Source organism: Rhodoferax sediminis (assembly GCF_006970865.1).
Lineage (GTDB): Bacteria > Pseudomonadota > Gammaproteobacteria > Burkholderiales > Burkholderiaceae_C > Rhodoferax_A > Rhodoferax_A sediminis.
In genome coordinates this window covers 863,031-881,433 of sequence record NZ_CP035503.1, presented here as the reverse complement: position 1 = coordinate 881,433, position 18,403 = coordinate 863,031, and the positions used below count along the sequence as shown (strand labels likewise).

The following is an 18,403-nucleotide window of genomic DNA, read 5'->3' as shown; positions in this document are numbered from 1 at the left end:
TGTTCGCAAACTGGATCCTTCGGAGGTAAAACCATGACTCTCATTGCTAGCGTTTCAGATAGAACTCAACAAGAGGCGACTCGTGGAGCAGAAGCAGTTCACAGGGTTTTCCGAAGCGTGAATTTTATTTCGTGCCGCGTCCTGTCTCTTTTGTCTCTCTTATTGGTCAGCATGATCCTGACGGGTTTTCTTGCGGGCTGCGGCGGCGGATCGGACGCATCGGGACAATCGTCCGCTACTGGTGGCTCCCCTGGCGTGACTGCGCTGTCTGCCAATATTGTGGTCACCGCCGATTCGAATCAGGTCAGCAGTAAAGGGTCATTCCGGCCGGCCACTGCCTATCTATCGCGCAGTTCGAGAGTCATGAAGAGCGCCGGCGATGGGCAAAGCGCGGTGACGTTTTCGACCAGCATCGTCACGCCCGGCTATTACCAGGTTTATGTGTGGTGGCCGCAGACAGCTCCTGGTGCAGGCCAGGTCGATGTAAGGGTTCACCATGGCGGCGGTACGACTGTGACGACGGTCGACCAGAGCATCCTTGGCGGCCAGTGGAATTCGGTTGGCACTTACCTGATGAATACCGGTAGTGCCGCGGTTGACGTCGCGGATCGCCAGGGCACCGTCGCGTATGCGGACGCAGTGCGTTTTGCCTATGTCGGCGACAGTGCCCCAGTACTGGGGATCGGCGCTACTGAGCTTCCGCTCGCGAATGACGGCGCCCCCTATACGGCATCGCTGGACGTGAATGGCGGCGTCGCGCCCTATACGTTGAGCGTCAGCAAGGGCACATTACCGGCCGGAATCAGTCTCGATTCTGCGACCGGGGTGATCTCCGGGCGTCCGGTCTATCTTGGTTCGTTTCCGTTCTCTGTGAGCGTGCGTGATGCCAGCGGCGAGAGCGCAACGACAGATTTCACAATCACGGTGTTGCAGGCAACGACGGCAGTTGCACCGAGTGCGCTGGCACCCGTCATTGCACATGCGCTGAGACTGGACGGCAGGCCATCTGGTGCCGCCCCCGCCTTGAGCGGACTGCTGTCTGTGATCACTTCGATGCCGGAAGGTGAATGGTCGATGGTCAACCTCAATCATTTTTCCGATGTGTGGACGCCGGATGACCTTCGCCCGCTCTATGGCTGGTCCAATCCGCCGCCGTCCAAGATCATTGAAGCCTGGAGTTCATTTGCGTGGGATCCCAATCGCGGCGATCTGATTCTGTTCGGCGGCGGTCACGCCAATTACCCTGGCAACGACGTCTATCGATGGCACGGCACAACGAGGCTGTGGGAACGCGCCTCGTTGCCAAGCCAGATCACGCAGGACGACCTCGGCAACTGGATGGCGATTGACGGACCGGATGCCGCACCGATTGCCGCGCATACCTACGACAACAACTTGTTCCTGCCGCTGATCGACCGCTTCATCGTGCTGGGTGGAGGTGCCTTCAACAGTGGGGGCGCCTACTTGCGCGAGGTGACACCGACCACACAGCGCCATACCGGGCCTTATCTGTTCGACCCGTCACTGGCAAACCCGAATGAGGTGGGCGGCACGACCGGTTCGCACGTGCAACGCGTAGCGCCTCATCCTGAAATCATCGGCGGCAACATGTGGCAGAACCGCGATATCTGGAAAAATATTCCCGGCAACCCTGCGCTGCCCGGTGGCTATGTGAATAGTTGCACTGCCTATTCAGCGGAAGGCGGCCGCGATGTCGTGTACGAGGCGGCGATCGATGCCGGCGGGGGCACTTCACTGGGCCTCTACAAGTACACCATTAATTCGGTCAGTGATCCAACACAGGACACGATACAAAAGGTTGGTGCGTTCTGGAACGGGACATCGGCCGCAACCTCGTGCGGTTACGATCCGACAGACAAGGTACTGCTGCGCATCGGCACAAACCAGATTCCATTCGTCTACTGGGACATGCACAATCCTGGGCCGGGAAACAGGGACTCGCGCATGACGCCGGTCGATGCCACTGGTGAATTTCCTGCACTGCTGTCCAGCGGCGCGTTGAATCTTGCGAATTGCGGCATGGATTACGACCCCACGCGCAATCAGTTCGTAATGTGGTGCGGTGATGGTCGCGTGTGGAGCATCAAGCCCCCGGCAACCTTGTCGCCGAATGGCTGGACCATTACCAAGCAACCTGCACCGCTGCTGGCAACGCCGAACGGCGATTACGGCACGGGCATCCTCGGCAAGTGGAAGTACATCGACAATCTGGATGTGTTCATGGGCCTGCAGGATGCCACCCAGGGCAATATCTGGATCTATAAGCCAGTCGGCTGGAAAAATCCGTCCGGGAATCTGGTTCCGCCACCGACTGTGTCGTTGACCACGCCGGCGAATGGCACCAGTTTTGCCTCCGGTGCACCCATCACGATTTCGGCCAACGCGGCATCGCCGACCGCGTCGATTTCCGAAGTGGATTTCTATAGCGGCGCGAACAAGATCGGAGTCGCCACGAGTCCGCCGTATTCGTACACCTGGACCCAGGCGCCTGCAGGCAATTTCCAGGTTGTGGCAATCGCGGTGGACAGTATTGGTCAACAGACGATTTCTGCGCCAATCAACATTACCGTTCAACCGGGGCCGACCGGAACCGTGCAATTACAGGATGGCGTCAATGGCTATGCCCTGACGCAGGGCACCTTCCTCGACAGTTATAACCAGGGCTATGTGATGGGAGGGCAGACCTTCCTGCGAAATCTAGGCGCACAGTACACGGACCTGATTCGGTTCGCGATCTTCACGCCCGAAGGCGGGCCGCTGACGCCAGGCGCGACCATACAATCGGCGACCTTGAGTCTGTACAAGTACAGCTATTACTCCGCCAACTACAGCTTGAACCGCATGCTGGTGAACTGGTCCGAAGCGGGTGCTACCTGGCTTCAGGCGAATGTCGGGCAGTCCTGGAACACGATCGGCGCGCAAGGCTCGGGGACCGACTATGGAGCGAGCCCGGACGCGACCGTAACCACCGGTTTCAATCCCGGCTGGGTGACCTTCGACGTAACTGCCGCGATCCAGAGCATGAGTTCGGGACAGGCCAATTACGGCTGGCGCCTGGTGACCCTGGCGGGGTCAGATACGCAGAATTTGCGGTACTTTTATACCAATCATTACCTCGCGAATCCGGCGCAGCGGCCGATCTTGACGATTACCTATTCGACCGCGCCGTAATCAATCAAGCGCCGTCCTGCAGCTACTCCGCGAGCCACGCGGCCTCCGAGTGTGCCGCACACGAAACCTCAAGACTCCGATGTCACTTCGAGTTTGATGTGTAGTGCAGGGCGGCCGCCAAGCGCTGCGAACGGCCTTTGGCTAGACAACATCCATTGAAAAGGCCCCACACCTACAAACAGGGCCCATCCGCAATCTATCGCTCCCAAGCTTCGATGCGAGGCTTTGGAGCGTTGATTAAATGCATTGATTCTGCTCACGGTGTGACTGACGCCTAGCGGCTTAAGCAGTGCATCGAATGCGTCCCATTGCTTTGCAAAAAGAAACCCGAGTCGTTCCGACTCCGCGACAAAAACATCAAAATCCCACACATAGCGACCGCCCTGGGGCAGCAAAAAATCCACCCGAACCTCATCTTCGGCATAGGGTCCGCGAACGAACCAGATGCAGCCGACCAGCGATTCATCCCTGGTCGCCACCAGGCATTGGGCCCCCTGGACAAAGCGCTGACGAATGACCGCCGATGGGCGATCCAGGCTATCTAGAATTGGGTCGAATTCGGTCAACAGGTGGAACGCGAATTTTTTTCCGCGACTGGGCGGCAGACGGGGATGATCGGCCAGCGGTTGAACCACCAGACGATAGCAATAGAGGCCGCATTTGCCATTGATGCGGCGCATTAGACGATCCACTAGATACAAGGACGCGGTCGATGCACCCAATTCCCGGACCAAATTCTTCAGGCGTCGCCAAATCGAGTTCATCATTGCGCAACAAGTTTTTTATCCACCATCAATGGGCGAGTTTATGTTGTGCCCGGCCTACGCCGAAAGTGCTATCGAGTTTTTGCACTGAGCCTCTTATGATGGGGACAATCCCCGCAGCATTCGGGGCAGTCCACATCACTTGAAGGCGTTATGTCCAAAGTCTCCAGACGGAAATTTCTGGGCCACCTGACGGCCACGCTAGGCAGCGCTGCTGCGGTCTGCCATGGGAGTGACGCTGACGGGGCCAGTGCCGCAGGCCCAACATCGAATGGGTCACCGGCCGGCCACCTCCAGTTCACGCTGAGCAGCCCCGTCGGCGCAACCCGTGCGCCGTTTTGCCTTGGCTACGCCTTTCGCAAGGGGCAAATCCCGGCTGGGCGACCCGTGACCTCGAATCTTACCAACCTGCAGGTTACTCCGAAAAATTATTGGCCGGATGGCTCGCTGAAATTTGCGATTGTGGCTGGCTCGACAGCGCTGACGGCTGACAGACCGGTCACAGCATCATTGACAATCGGCGCCGCAGACGCCACGCCTGCCCTGACGACCGCCGATCTGCGTGCCACCGGCATCACGGCCAGCATTGCCGCGGGCGCTTTTGGTACGGTCCAGTGGGCGGCAGCCGACTGGAACAATCCATTTCAAACCTGGGTCAGCGGCCCGCAAATGTCTTCGTGGGTCTATCGCAAGGCGGTTGGCAATGACGCGCACCTGGTCGCGTGGCTGGAGGTGCGCCTTTTTGCGGGCGGCGCGGTCGAGGTATTGCCCTGGATAGAGAACGGCTTCCTGCGCGTGGCCGGGCCCACCAGCAAGGCAGCAACCTATGGCTTTTCGCTGGGCGGCAGGCCGCGTTTCAGCGCTGAGATCGACCTGCCCAATCACTGCCGCACGCCGCTGGTTGCGGGCGCCGCGCTGTCACACTGGCTGGGGGCGGACCCGCAAGTTACGGTCAAGCACGACACCGCATACATGCAAACCACCGGGCTGGTGCCAAGTTATCGGGCTACGGTGCCTGCCGATGCGGCAGCCATCAAGCGGCTGGTCACCACCTATACGCCTTTGCAGGTGGGCAACCATTCGCCTGGCATGGGCATGGCAGGCTACCACGGGTCGATTGGCCTGTTACCCGAGTGGGACGTGCTCTATCTCACCAGCGCCAGCCCCAGCGCCAGCCCCAGCGCCAGCCCCAGCGCCAGCCCCAGCGCCTACGCCTACGCCGGCCTGATCGTCAATGCTTACGGCGGCGGACGCTATGGCATTCATTTCCGCGACGAAACCACGCAGCGGCCGCTGCGCTTCTCCGGCTACCCCAGCTTGGTGGTGGGCGAGGGCAGCGGCATCAGTTCGTCCGGGGCATCATCCACCAACAGCTACACACCTGCTTCCACCGGCACGCCACCGGCCACATGGGCCTCCAGCCACCACCCGTCCCTAGGCTTCATGGCTTATCTGGTGACCGGGCGCTGGTACTTCATGGAAGAGACCCAGTTCGTCGCAACCCTGAACTACCTCAAGAACTCCAATACGACACGCCTCAACGCGCAAGGCATATTTCAGTCCTCCGCAGGAGCCAACACCACGCGTGGTGCGGCATGGGCCATACGCTCGCTGGCGCAAGCCGCCTGCGCGACGCCCGATGGCGACACAGCTCTGCGCCATGAATTCCTGGCCTCGCTACAGGCCAACATCGACTGGAACCATGCCCGATATGTGGCACAGCGCAACAACCCCTATGGCTGGGTTCAACCCTACAGCGACTACACAGGTGTGGGTGATGGCATCTATTTCGAAGCCACGTGGATGCAGGATTTTTATACCGCCGCATTCGGTTATGCCAAGGCCATGGAGCCGGCCCTGCCCGGCGCCAGCAGCCAGCGGCTCACGGAATTTTTTGCCTGGAAGGCACGCAGTATCGTGGGACGGCTGGGCGGCGGCGCGCCCACCGACTATCTGTATGCAGACGCGGCCCAATACACCATCGCAGTCGCCCCTACGGACACGCCCGATTTTGTGACCGGTACTGGCCCCTGGCATGCGAATTGGGGCACCATCTATGCGGACACACTGAAGGCGCCGAATCCGGGCACTGCACCCGGCCTGAGGGGCGCTTATTTTCCAGACGCCACGAGCTACTGGGGCAACCTGCAGCCGGCCATCGCCTACGCCGTGCAGCATCGGGTACCCGGCGCCGTCGAGGCATACCAGCGCATGACGTCCGCCTCCAACTGGCGCCAAATGGTATCGAACTTCGATGTCAACTGCGTATGGAGCGTTCAGCCCCTAAGGCAAGCTTAGACGATGAAACATCCTGTCTGTCCGCATGCTGCGCAACTGCCATCCAGCACACGCCGACAATTCCTGCATCTTGCAACGGCACCAGCAAGTTCGTTGCTGCTGGCCGCATGGAGTGATGCGGCATTGGCTGAGCAGTCCCGCTTGACATCAGCATCACCACATATCCCCGCACTAGCGGCCGGGCCGTTGCCCGACTGGGTTGTAAACCTGCCACTTTGGCAATGGCATGAAATACCGAACACGGCGCTGGCCAGCGTAGAGCCGGCAACGCGTTCCCTCGGAGACACCGGCCCCCGATCCAAGATCGACGCCTGGTGCGGCGCCTGCCTCAAGCGCAGCGGCAGCGTGTACATGCTCGGCGCGGCAGGCGGGCACGGCGACTATGCGGGCAACGAAGTCGACGCGCTGGCACTGAACGTGGTCGCCCCCCGGTGGACCCAGCTTCGCGGGCCAACGCCCAACGCCGACATCATCGGCTCTGCGCAGTTCTACCTCGACCACAGGCCCTCGTCCGCCCACACCTACTACTCCACACAATTCATCAATACCCTGGACCGAATGCTGGTGTTTGCCAGCCCTGGCGTGTTCGGAGGGATTTATCCAACTGCGCCAGCCGACTTCCCTTATAGGGGAGACAAGCGCTCTTTCAGTTTTAGCGTCGCATCGGGCGATTGGGATCCACCCGACTATGTGGCGCGGTTTCCCGGCACAGGCGACCCGTTTGCAGACCTGTGCGTCAAACACCCCTTGACCGACGACGTGTACTACTCCCGAAACTATGGCTCCGGCTGGTACCGGTGGGCCAGCGCTACCAATACCTGGACGCGGCTGTCAGGTGTTACGAGGGGACCGTGGTACGCCGGTGCCGCCATCGACCCGCTGCGCAATCAGATGCTCATCGTCGGTGGCTACAGTCCCGTAGCACCGGAGGTGCGCGGCCTCGATGGCACACCGGTGCCGGCAGCCTTTACCGGTTTGGGTACTGCAGCCTTGACTCCCACCGGCTACCCAGGGGTGATTTATGACGAAGCCACGGACTGTTACCTAGTGGCATTCAATTCAGGTTCGTCTATCAAAATCCTGCGTGTGCACCCCGAGACCTGGCTGGTGGACGATCCCGCCGTGGGCGGCATCGCACCGAAAGCAAGAGCGAATGGCCTGCAGAACGCAGTGCAGTACGTGCCCGAACTCCGCGGATTTGTGCTGACAAACAAGTACGATGGCAATGTCTTTTTCGTCCGCACAGTGGCCTGAAATCGTCTTCGATCCAGAGTGGATCGAATGACCATTCATGTAGAAATGGGCCAAACATTGAATCGAAGGATTCAAAAAACTTCGAAATGAAATTCGAATTACCGAGGAAGAAATAGAAATCATGTTAAAGCAGTATTTGAAAAGTGCGCTGATAAGACTCGCGCGTTCTCGCGAATACGAGCTTATTCCAGCTTGGTCTTTCGACAGGCAACCGCTTGCACGACATCTCAGGGCGATTTTTGAACGCTACAACGTTGATTGCGTTTTTGATGTTGGTGGAAACTTGGGCCAATATCATGACCTGTTGCGCGAAGAGGTTGGATTTAAAGGATTAGTATTTTCTTTCGAACCAGTCAGCAAGTACATTGACATTCTCAGGGAAAAATCTGAATCTGATCAAAAATGGCAAATTTTTGACTTCGCTCTGGGTAGCGCAGAAGGTTCGGCCCCAATTAATGTGACAAAATCCCCAGGTTTAAACTCTTTTCTGGAGCCACAGAAAGATGTGGTACAGAATTTTTGGCCTGCTGGTGAGGTTACTGGTATCGAGCAGGTAAGAATTCGCGTCCTTGATTCAATTTTCGAAGACTTGCGTCGCGAACATAGTTTTCATGCACCTTATTTAAAGCTGGATACACAAGGCTTTGATCTTGAGGTGCTAAGAGGTAGCAAACAATCATTGATTGAATTTCGGGCACTTCAGACAGAGGCGTCAATCAAACCCTTGTACCAAGGGATGCCAGATTACCGGGATATTATTGAGCACCTCGCGGAAGCCGCCTTTGAGTTGAGCGGGATGTTTCCGGTTTCACATGATGAAGCCTTGCGACTAATCGAATTTGATTGCTTGCTCATTAATCGCTTGCATACTGCTGCATGATCTCCAAGGATTAGAAAAACGTGCCACTTAAAACGAATAGCGTTAAAGCAAGTTTTTGATAAATAATGAGCTTGAATTCTGACTTTATTTCTCGATATGCGAATTGCATTAATCAGTCATGATATGGACAAGCAAAACTCTAAAGTCAGTGTCATCATTCCTACAACGGCTGCCCGTGCGAGACGCTCGCTGCTAAAGCGGGCCATTGAATCCATTCGACGCTCTTCACAATTTCCTATTAAAATCATCGCTGTGGTAAATGGCAATCGATTTGATGTAGGCACTTGCGATTGGCTCAAAACTCAATCCGATATTCTCGTTGAATATCTCGAAAAACCTTCTGCTCCAGAAGCTGTGCTAAGGGGGCGAGAGTTGATTACAACAGAGTTTTTTTCTACATTGGATGATGACGATGAGTATCTTGAGGAAGCCACTGACTGGAAAATACAGCTAATGAATTCTAACCAAGCCTATGATCTTGTCGTAACTAATGGTTATAAACATATGAATGGTACCGATATCATTTTTTATTCCGATCTTACAAAAGTTTCTGCTCACCCTTTAAGATGCCTAATGAGTTTTAATTGGCTGCATAACTGTAATGCGCTTTATCGAACTGCGTCTATCGAGACTTCATACTTTAAAGATAGTCATCCCTACGCAGAATGGACGTGGTTGGCATTCAAACTGGCGATGAAGAACAAGAAAATTGGTGTACTGAATAAGCCCACCTTCAGGTACAACGACACGCCAACTTCACTTTCAAAATCTAGTAGCTATCGAAACAGCTATTTACCATTATTTGAAAAAATGCTTAACCAGAAGCCTCCGTCAGACATAGCGCAATTGATTCGCAGGAAAAGAGGGAGAGCCTGGCACGATGCATCTCACGCGTCCTTAGAAGATGGAAATCGCTTGGAGGCGTTGAAATACCATTGGCGAAGTCTTATGGCGCCAGGCGGCTACCGATATCTCAGCTACACGCGACATCTTTTATTTCCTTATCGATAACTCTGAAACTGAACTTTTTGAAGGTAAGCTCTTATGCGGTCCGTCGCTTCAGCTTTACCCAGACCGCCAGTATTTCCTCTTGCAGCGGATGCCGAAAAATCAGCACACCCGTCACAAAGCCCACGCCACTAGCTACCCCGCCCATCACTAGAGGCATCACTACAACTTCGGGATACGGGCCGTATATCCACAACACGAGTACAGGCCCTATCGCCGCTATCAAGGCAACTGCCGCACTCTTACCCAAGGAAGGCAGCAGACCATGCAGCGGTAACTCAATTTGCCGAGTCGTTGCGCGCAGCCATAGCATTGCCGTTACTGCGGCAGCCACAATCGTCGCGACGCCCAGCATCAAAAGACCCTGCGAGGCACCGATCGCCACAAACGCCACGCCCTGTATCGCACTAAAAACGGTGACTTGGGCAATAGTGCCTACCGCACCCGATGACAGCAGCGCAACCTCGCAAAGCGCCGCCGGCACGCTGAACGCCATGGCTACGGCCAGCAGGCGCACCAGGTCCACCGACTGGTCCCACTGGTGGCCGTACAAGAGTCGCACGACGGGCTGCGCCAGACAAACCAGCGCAAGGCAAAACGACCAGCCAAAGGCCGTGACATAGGCGGTTGATTTAAGAAACGGCTCCACAAAGCTGCCGTGCTCGCGCGACTGCCGGGCGAACCACGGCAGACACACGGCGCCCACCGCATCCACAAACAGCCGGTTGAACATCTGCACAAGACCGTTGGAGCGCGAATACAGCCCCGCCGCGGTCAAGCTTTGCAGCTTGCCCAGAAACAGCTCAGGCGCGTTATTTGCCAGCACGGTGATAAGCGTGCTGGCCGTGAGCTTCGAGCCAAATGCCAAAACCCGCCTGATTTCTGCCACGCCCGGCAGCCACGGAAAAGACTTGGGCCGGTAGTACACAGCGATCAGTGCATTGGCCAGGGTAGAAGCCAATGCTCCAAATGCCAGGCTGATGGGGCCATAGTGGTGCCAGGCCAGAAAAATGGATACCAGCGCTCCGCTGAGACCCGCTGAAAAGCGCATGAGGGCAACGCTTTCAAAACGCATCTCGCGCATCAGCCACGCATAGGTCAGCGAGCCGAAGGGGTTGATGGCGTAGTTCAGCGCCACGACCAGCATGATGTTGCGCATGCGCGGCTCGTTATAAAACAGCGCCACCGGATAGCTGGCCAGCAACACGACGCACGCCAGGCCCAGGCCCAGGCCCAGTTGCACGGCCCAGACGGCACGGATGCGTTCGGTGGTGAGTTCTCTTTCCTGGACCAGATATTGGCCCGCCCCCAGGTCGCGCACGGTAGCGACAAACATCAGCAACACCATGGTGACTGAAAACACCCCGATCTCGGTGGGCGTTAGCAGCCGCGCAATCACCATCGACGAGGCCACCGAAATCGCCAGACTCGCGTAGCGATCGAGAAAAGAGAAAACTAGCGATCTGCGGGTGGACATGCGGCTCAGTACCTGCTGGCGGCAACGCCCGACGCGGCCGTGGCTTGCGCCAGCAGGCTTGCCAGGGCTTGCGAGCGCCCGCGGCGGGAGGCTTGCTGCACGGCCTGCGCTGGCGGCAAGGCTGCCTTGCCTTGGCGCCAGTCATGCATCAGTGCAGGTAGGACCCGCGCAATTTCGTCCGCTGAATCAAGCCGCGCAATGTCGTTGAGGCCCGCACCGCGCAGAACGCCGGCCGTGTCGCCAGCGGGGTCAGTCAGGCCAAGTATCGGTTTACCCGCGCGCAGGTATTCGTAAATCTTGGCGGGTATCTGCGCATTGCAATTGCTGGCCTGCATGACCAGCAGCGCATCGACCGCGAGCATTTCGGCGAGTGCCTCGCGGTACGGTATGGCCGGGCACAGTTCGATAAAGCCTTGCGCACCATGAGCTTGGGCGAGGCTTTGCAACAAATCATCGTGCACCGATGCGCGAAAGCGGATGCGCAGGTCGGCCGGACTCAGCACCCCCGTCTTTTGCAAGCGGCCCAGTGCTTCAAACAGTTGGGTCGGGTCACGCTCCGAGGGGTAAACGATGCCGCTGTGCAGCATCAGAAGCGGCCGCCTGCCGTTCGCCAGGGTGCTGCCTGTGGTTGCTTGCGGCGCCACCGAAGCAAAGCTTTCTTCGTCATAGCCGTTTTCCAGCACAACCATGCGACTGGCTGCGGCGGGGTAGCGCTGCTGGTACATGCGCGCCGCGCCGGGAGTAGTAAAGACGCAGCAGCGTGCGCGCGCCGCGGCGTCTGCCTCTATGGCCTGGTAGCTCTGCCAGGTGCGCGGATCCGCGGGGTAGCCGTCCTGCGCCATCGGGTCGCGAAAGTCCGCGATCCACGGGATGCCTGTTTTGCGGTGCAGCTTTGACGCAATCACGTGCGCCGTGGCAATGGGGTAGGTGGACCAGATCACGTCGGGCTTGTATTCGTCAATCAGTTTGATGCCCTGACGGATGGCGTCAAACTTCCAGCTGATCCAGCGGTCGGGCCGGGCCATCCAGCCCAGGTAGCGCCCCTTGAGCTGCAGGTGGCGCGCGGTGTCCAGCGCAAAGGCGCGGCGCACCACCGTTGCGGTGGGCACATCGGCCAGCAGGTCGTCGCTGGTATTTTCGTAGGCGCGCGGGTGGGCACTGAGCACTAAGGGCTGCCAGCCCAGCGCCGGCAAGTGCTGCACAAAACGCAAGGTGCGCTGGATGCCACTGCTGCCCGCCAACGGCGGGAAGTGGTAGGCAATCATCAGAACTCGTTTCAAGCAGGCTCCGGGGTTCCGCGTTTTCAGGGTGAACGCGTGGTACAAAGTGTGCTGCCCGTCGCACTGGCGCCGTCCGGGAGATACCCACAGGATTCTATGGCAGAGCATGCCCACCGCCGTTCACACACAGACCGCCGCAGCGCCACGCGCCTGAGCTTGTTGCCTTGTGTGTTGGCCTTGGTATCTGGGGCCGCCGCAAGCCTGACGCTGGCCGCGCACTACCCGCTGGCCCCTGCCGTCATGGCCACCCTGGTGCTGGCAGGCTGGGCCGCCTTTTTTGCCTGGCCCCGGCTGTGGTTGCTGGTGGTGCCAGCGCTGCTGCCCATCATTGGTTTGATGCCCTGGACGGGGTGGATCACCTTTGAAGAGATGGACATCCTCGTCCTTGCGGTAGCGGCCGGTGGCTATGCGCGCCTGGCGTGGCCCGTGCGGGACGGCGTGCCGGGCCTGTCGGGTGTGTCGGTGCTGGCCTGGCTGTTGGCCCTGCTGTTCGCGGCATCTACCCTGGTCGCCGTGTGCCGGGGCTTTTCGGACGCTGGCGGATTCAGCTTTGGCTGGTTCCAGGGTTATCTGGAGCCGATGAACAGTGTGCGGCTGGGCAAGAGTATTTTGCTGGCGCTGCTGGTGCTTCCACTGTGGCAAAGCGCCTTCAGGCAACAGCCAGAGCGCGCGCAGCGTCTGCTGGCGTGGGGCCTGATGCTGGGGCTGGCTGGCGCAGCGTTAGCCACTGTCTGGGAGCGCGCCGCATTTACGGGGCTGCTGAATTTTTCTACTGACTACCGCACCACCGCCCTGTTCTGGGAGATGCATGTCGGCGGTGCCGCGCTCGATGGCTTTTTGGCCTTGACCGTGCCGTTTGCGTTGCGCGAGCTGATGCTGGCCCGTACGCCAACCCGCTGGGGTCTGGCGGTCACAGTCTTGGCGCTGGGCGCCTATGCCTGCCTGACGACGTTTTCGCGCGGGGTTTATCTGGCGGTGCCGATCGGCGCGGCGGTGTTTATGGGCTTGCACGCGCGGCAGATCAAGCTGCTCGCGCCTTCGCCAACCACTGGATATGTGCAGGCGGGTCAGGCGGACACCGGCATGTACCTGGGCGCGGCACTATTGCTGGTGATCGGGTTTGCCGCGGGCGCGGCCTGGATGTTTCAGACCAGCGGCTACCGGGGCATGGCCGCGCTGCTAGGCACTGTGGTCTTGATGCTGCCGCTGGCGCAGGTGCTGCGTCGCTTCAAACCCGGCCAGTGGCTCGCTGGCATGGCGCTGGGGCTGGTGCTGGTGTTGCTGGCGGGCGCGGTCGGCTGGCTGCTGCCCAAGGGCGCCTATGTGGCATGGGGGCTGGCGGCAGTCTTGACGGCAGCCATGCTGTGGCTGGGCCGGCGCGCGACCCCTGCTGCTTCGATGGCCGGCCCCATGGCCTTTGGCGGATTTTTGGCGACTGTGGCAGCGGGCGCGCTAGTCGCCAACCACTGGGGGGACGCGGCAGGGCTGCTGCATGCTGCGCCCGCCTTGCTGGCCGTATTGGCGGTGAGTTTAGTAGCGGGTGCGCGCCGCAAACCCCTGTGGCCGCAGGCGCTGCGCTGGCAGGCGACCATGACATGCACCCTGGGCATGGTGGCAGCGGTCGTCGGCGTGATGGACGGTGGCGCGTACATGGATAACCGGTTTTCTACCGGCGAACAAGACCTTGGCGTGCGGCTCGCGCACTGGCGACTGGGCCGCGACATGTTGCGCACACCGGCCGACTGGTGGCTGGGCAAGGGCATGGGGCGCTTTCCGGCCAACTACTTTTTGCTTGGCGATCCGGAGCAGCACCCCGGCGACTACCGGCTCAAACACGAAGATGGCAACACTTTTCTCACGCTGACGGGGGGGCTGCACGTGCTGGGCTGGGGGGAAATGCTTAGGGTCTCGCAGCGGGTGGCGCCGCCCGGCAGCTCGGCCCTGGTGACGGCGCGGGTGCAGGCCGACAAAGATGTGCAACTGCATTTTGAGGTGTGTGAAAAGCACCTGCTTTACAACGGGGGCTGCATGTTGGCGGAGTCCATCGTCAAGGGCCTGCCGGGCGTGTGGCAAAACCTGCGGGTGCCATTGAAGGGTGGAGCAGTCAGCCGCGGCAACTGGTACGCACCCCGCCTGCTGGCCTTTTCAATGGCGATGGCGTCCAGCGGCGGAGTGGCCAACCTGGCCGACGTGGCCTTGACCGGCGCCGACGGGCGCGAGCTGCTCACCAATGGCGACTTCTCGGCCGGCATGGCGCACTGGTTTTTCTCCAGCGACCGCTACCACATGCCCTGGCACATCAAGAGCCTGTACATGGATGTGCTGTTCGATCAGGGCCTGGTCGGTCTCGCGCTCTGGGGCCTGCTGCTGGCGGGCGCCCTGTGGCGCACCAGCCTGGGCGGCGCGCGCCGGCACTCGCTGGCGCCGGCGCTGGCGGCCAGTCTGAGCGGTTTTGCCGTGGTTGGGCTGTTTGATAGTCTGGTCGATGTGCCCCGCGTGGCGTGGCTCTTTTACCTGCTGGTGCTGGTGGCTTGGACGCTGCCGCGCCAGCCGCAAGCGCCTGCGGCTGCGCGGCACCGGCAGCGCGGGTCCGTCGCGAGCCTGGCCGCGCTCGCGCTGCTCTGTCTGATGAGTGGGCTGCCCGGCAACGCGCGGGCCGGCGCGTTGGAGCCGGCCCCGCAGGTCATCCACGTCGGTGCCCATCAAACTACAAAAACAATAGCTGAAGCCGCACGACTGGCAAGGGCTGGAGCCACTATTGACGTAGATTCCGGCACCTATGCGGGAGATGTGGCCGTGTGGACAAAGGACAACCTCACGCTGCGCGCTGTGGGCGGGCGCGTGCTCCTGCTGGCCGACGGCGCGGCGGCCGAAGGCAAGGCCATCTGGGTGGTGCGCGCGCACGGCATGCGTGTGGACGGCTTCGACTTCGAGGGTGCGGCGGTGCCCGACCGCAATGGCGCAGGCATCCGGCTGGATGACCCCACGCATAATCCATTGGCAACGACAATGACAGCGCCCGTGCCGCGCGAGGCACCTTCTTTGCCGGAGTGAGACGAAAGACCCATGAGCGACGATATTGGCGACCTGATGCCCCCGACCGACCTGGCCCCTGAAGCGGGCCCGCATTTGTCCGACGACCGTGGCGCTCTGACGGTCGACCGCTTTGGCATCCACTCGCTGTGCTACCGCGTCGATAACGGCCAGCTGCGCTTTGCGCCGCGTGCCGATGAACTCGCGGATGTCAACACGGAGATCGACCCGCAGGCGATTTTTGACTACCTGTACTTTCACGCAATCCCGTCGCCGCGCACCATCTACAAAGGCATTTACCGGCTGCCGCCCGGGCATCAGGCGGTCATGGAAGACGGCAAGGTCACGGTGTCACCGTACTGGCAACCGCGCTTCGAGGAGCAGCACAACCCGTCGTTTGCCGCCTTGAAAGACGAGTTCCGGCAACTGCTGCAGCAGGCGGTGGCGGCCCAGCTCGACGGCAACAAGCCGGCCTGCTTCCTGAGCGGGGGCACCGACAGCTCGACCGTGGCGGGGATGATCGGGCTGGCCAGCGGCAAGGTGGCGGCCTCGTATTCGATCGGCTTTCATGCGCAGGGCTACGACGAGATTGAATACGCGCGGCTGGCCGCCAGGCACTTCAAGACCGAGCACCACGAGTATTACGTCACGCCCGAGGATGTGGTGCGCAGCGTGCCGACCGTGGCCGCGTATTTTGACCAGCCCTTTGGCAACTCGTCGGCGCTGCCCTCCTACTATTGCGCCCGGATGGCGCGCGAAGACGGCGTCAGCAAGATACTGGCGGGCGACGGTGGCGACGAGCTGTTCGGCGGCAACAGCCGCTACGCCAAGCAGCGCATATTTGGCTGGTACGACCATGTGCCGGGCGTGATTCAAAAAGGCCTGATGGAGCCGCTGCTGGGCAGCAGCGCTGCGCAGGCACTGGCGCTGACGCGCAAGGCGGGCAGCTATGTGGAGCAGGCCCGCGTGCCCATGCCCGACCGCATGCAGATGTACAACCTGATCATGCGTCTGGGCCCCAGCGAAGTGCTGACGCCGCAGCTGATGGCGCAGATCGACACGACGGCGCCGCTGCAGTTGCAGCGCAGCGTCTGGCAGGCGCCGGCGCAGGGTAGCGCCCTGAACAAGGAACTCGCCTACGACTGGCGCTTTACCCTGGCCGAGAGCGATTTGCCCAAGGTGCTGGGCGCCACCGGCTGCGCGGGGCTGGCGGTAGGCTTTCCGATGCTGGACCAGCGGCTGCTGGAGTTCTCGCTCAAGCTGCCGACCGACTACAAGCTCAAGGGTTTGAAGCTGCGCTGGTTTTTCAAAGAAGCGCTGCGCGGATTTTTGCCGGACGCGACCATCGCCAAGAAGAAGCAAGGATTCGGGCTGCCTTTTGGCGTGTGGGCCAACACGCAGCCGGCCCTGAAGGCGCTGGCCACCGACTCGCTGCACGGCCTGGCCCGGCGCGGCGTGGTGCGCGCTGATTTTGTGCAAACCCTGTTGACGCAGCGGCTGCCCGAACACCCTGGCTACTTTGGCGAGATGGTGTGGATTCTGATGATGCTGGAGCAGTGGCTGGCGGCGAAGGCGCCGGGGTTCAACATGCCGGGCTGAGATTACTATTGAATAAATAGCACACTGTGCTGGTGGATAAAGGGCTAGAGGCTTATTTTGCTCTGAAGTTTTGAAAATCTGACTCACCGTGCTGTTCACAACCGCTGCCTTCATCTGCGTTTTCCTGCCAGTCACCCTGATCGGCTTTTTTGCCATTGCCCGCTTCAGTCATGCGCGGGCCGCGCTTTGGCTTTTTGTTGCCTCCGTGTTTTTCTACGGCTACTGGATGCCGGTGTTCACGCTGCTATTGCTCGCGTCGATCACTGGCAATTTCTGGGTCGGCACAAGGATCGCGTCACTGGCCAATGCTGACGATGACCGCAAGCGCGCGCAGGCCACAAGGTGGATGGTTTTTGGCGTCGCCGCCAACCTCACGCTGCTGGGCTACTTCAAGTATGCGAATTTTTTTGTGGACAACTTCAATGCGGCCGTGGGCTCGAGCTGGGACATTGGCCGTGTGATTCTGCCCATCGGCATATCGTTTTTCACCTTCACGCAAATTGCGTTTCTGGCCGACGCCTGGCGCAAGGGCGTACGGGAATACCGGTTTGTGCACTACGGCCTGTTCGTCTCGTATTTTCCGCACCTGATCGCCGGCCCCGTGCTGCACCATGCACAGATGATGCCGCAGTTCAGGGATGCGGCGACTTATCGCTTCAACAGTGGCAACTTCAGCGCGGGCCTGGCCATCTTTGCGCTCGGGATATTTAAAAAGGTGGTGCTGGCAGATGGCATCAGTCCGTACGCCGATGCCATTTTCAAGGCGGCCGACCTGGGCATGTCGCCGGATTTTGCGGGCGCCTGGCTGGGTGCCCTGGCGTATACCTTGCAGCTGTACTTTGATTTTTCCGGCTATTCGGACATGGCCATCGGTCTGTCGTGGATGTTGAATGTGCGGCTGCCTTTCAACTTCAATTCCCCCTATCGGGCGATCAATATCAGCGATTTCTGGCGACGCTGGCACATGTCGCTGTCCCAATTTTTGCGCGACTATTTGTACATCGGCCTGGGCGGCAACCGCAAAGGGGTTGTGCGTCGCTATGCGAACCTGATGGTCACGATGGTGTTGGGCGGTTTATGGCACGGAGCCGGCTGGTCTTTTGTGATTTGGGGCACGCTGCACGGTCTCTATCTGGGGATAAACCATGGCTTTCGTGCGCTGTGCGGCCCGGGCTTGTGCGCGCGCTTCGATCGCAGCCGTCTGTTTGGCGCATCGTCATGGCTGCTGACCATGCTGGCGGTCATCCTGGCCTGGGTCGTGTTTCGGGCCGAGACCTTGCGGGGCGCGGGCAGGATACTGGAGCGCATGGTTCACCCTGCGAACACCGGCCATGTACATACCCTGCTGTGGAATGCCGGCCTGAGCTTGTCCGTGGGCGGTCTGTGGTGTGTTGTGCTGGGGGCCATGGCCTGCCTCATGCCCAACACCAACGCCATTGGCGAGCATCTGCTGCGTCGCTGCCAGTCCCGTTCGGGCGCGACCGCCTACGCGCTGTTGATCGCGGGCGCCAGCAGTGCCGCGGTCGCGTTTTTGCTGCTGATGAACATCACGCGTGATTCGGTCAGCGCCTTCATCTACTTCAACTTCTGACATGACGAGAAAGTTCTTCCTGTGGTT

Annotated in this window: 11 protein-coding genes; 8 read left to right on the top strand and 3 right to left on the bottom strand. The window is 59.9% G+C overall.

Going from position 1 to position 18,403, the window contains the following annotated elements:
* Positions 1-33 precede the first annotated feature (33 nt).
* Complete coding sequence (locus EUB48_RS04215; protein WP_142817757.1) at positions 34-3,192, top strand: golvesin C-terminal-like domain-containing protein; 3,159 nt, start codon at positions 34-36, stop codon at positions 3,190-3,192.
* Positions 3,193-3,260: 68 nt separating this feature from the next.
* On the opposite strand, the gene EUB48_RS04210 is transcribed toward EUB48_RS04215, so the two are convergent.
* On the bottom strand, positions 3,261-3,872 hold the full coding sequence (locus tag EUB48_RS04210; RefSeq protein WP_142817756.1) for a GNAT family N-acetyltransferase: 612 nt from the start codon (positions 3,870-3,872) through the stop codon (positions 3,261-3,263).
* Positions 3,873-4,466: 594 nt separating this feature from the next.
* Here EUB48_RS04210 and EUB48_RS04205 point away from each other — a divergent pair.
* The 4 genes from EUB48_RS04205 to EUB48_RS04190 all read left to right on the top strand — a co-directional run bounded on the left by EUB48_RS04205 (position 4,467) and on the right by EUB48_RS04190 (position 9,399).
* The gene (locus tag EUB48_RS04205) at positions 4,467-6,254 is read left to right on the top strand and encodes a hypothetical protein (RefSeq protein ID WP_142817755.1); all 1,788 of its coding nucleotides are present in this window, start codon (positions 4,467-4,469) and stop codon (positions 6,252-6,254) included.
* Between the two features lie 3 nt (positions 6,255-6,257).
* Positions 6,258-7,508 carry a hypothetical protein gene (locus tag EUB48_RS04200; RefSeq protein WP_142817754.1) on the top strand — a complete coding sequence of 417 codons (1,251 nt, stop codon included), beginning with the start codon at positions 6,258-6,260 and terminating at the stop codon, positions 7,506-7,508.
* 121 nt (positions 7,509-7,629) lie between these two features.
* On the top strand, positions 7,630-8,388 hold the full coding sequence (locus EUB48_RS04195) for an FkbM family methyltransferase (RefSeq protein WP_142817753.1): 759 nt from the start codon (positions 7,630-7,632) through the stop codon (positions 8,386-8,388).
* Positions 8,389-8,511: 123 nt separating this feature from the next.
* Complete coding sequence (locus EUB48_RS04190) at positions 8,512-9,399, top strand: glycosyltransferase family A protein (protein ID WP_142817752.1); 888 nt, start codon at positions 8,512-8,514, stop codon at positions 9,397-9,399.
* A gap of 31 nt (positions 9,400-9,430) precedes the next feature.
* Here the strand turns inward: EUB48_RS04190 and EUB48_RS04185 are convergent, their stop codons facing one another.
* Positions 9,431-10,873, bottom strand: coding sequence for an oligosaccharide flippase family protein (locus EUB48_RS04185; protein WP_142817751.1), 1,443 nt, complete (start codon positions 10,871-10,873; stop codon positions 9,431-9,433).
* A 5-nt stretch (positions 10,874-10,878) separates the two neighbouring features.
* Positions 10,879-12,153, bottom strand: coding sequence for a glycosyltransferase (locus EUB48_RS04180; protein WP_244618324.1), 1,275 nt, complete (start codon positions 12,151-12,153; stop codon positions 10,879-10,881).
* Positions 12,154-12,324: 171 nt separating this feature from the next.
* Here EUB48_RS04180 and EUB48_RS04175 point away from each other — a divergent pair, with 171 nt between their 5' ends.
* The 3 genes from EUB48_RS04175 (at position 12,325) to EUB48_RS04165 (ending at position 18,376) form a co-directional block, all read left to right on the top strand.
* Positions 12,325-15,207 (top strand): right-handed parallel beta-helix repeat-containing protein, encoded by a 2,883-nt coding sequence (locus EUB48_RS04175; RefSeq protein WP_142817750.1) that lies wholly within the window; start codon positions 12,325-12,327, stop codon positions 15,205-15,207.
* A gap of 12 nt (positions 15,208-15,219) precedes the next feature.
* On the top strand, positions 15,220-16,785 hold the full coding sequence (locus EUB48_RS04170) for an asparagine synthetase B family protein (protein WP_244618323.1): 1,566 nt from the start codon (positions 15,220-15,222) through the stop codon (positions 16,783-16,785).
* Positions 16,786-16,873: 88 nt separating this feature from the next.
* The gene (locus tag EUB48_RS04165; RefSeq protein WP_142817749.1) at positions 16,874-18,376 is read left to right on the top strand and encodes an MBOAT family O-acyltransferase; all 1,503 of its coding nucleotides are present in this window, start codon (positions 16,874-16,876) and stop codon (positions 18,374-18,376) included.
* The last annotated feature ends 27 nt before the right edge of the window (positions 18,377-18,403 follow it).

What these genes read in the sequence shown, in the direction of transcription:
- EUB48_RS04215 (WP_142817757.1), top strand. Translation starts at nt 34, where the DNA reads ATGACTCTCATTGCTAGCGTTTCAGATAGAACTCAACAAGAGGCGACT.
- EUB48_RS04210 (WP_142817756.1), bottom strand. Translation starts at nt 3,872, where the DNA reads ATGCGCCGCATCAATGGCAAATGCGGCCTCTATTGCTATCGTCTGGTG.
- EUB48_RS04200 (WP_142817754.1), top strand. Translation starts at nt 6,258, where the DNA reads ATGAAACATCCTGTCTGTCCGCATGCTGCGCAACTGCCATCCAGCACA.
- EUB48_RS04195 (WP_142817753.1), top strand. Translation starts at nt 7,630, where the DNA reads ATGTTAAAGCAGTATTTGAAAAGTGCGCTGATAAGACTCGCGCGTTCT.
- EUB48_RS04190 (WP_142817752.1), top strand. Translation starts at nt 8,512, where the DNA reads ATGGACAAGCAAAACTCTAAAGTCAGTGTCATCATTCCTACAACGGCT.
- EUB48_RS04185 (WP_142817751.1), bottom strand. Translation starts at nt 10,873, where the DNA reads ATGTCCACCCGCAGATCGCTAGTTTTCTCTTTTCTCGATCGCTACGCG.
- EUB48_RS04170 (WP_244618323.1), top strand. Translation starts at nt 15,220, where the DNA reads ATGAGCGACGATATTGGCGACCTGATGCCCCCGACCGACCTGGCCCCT.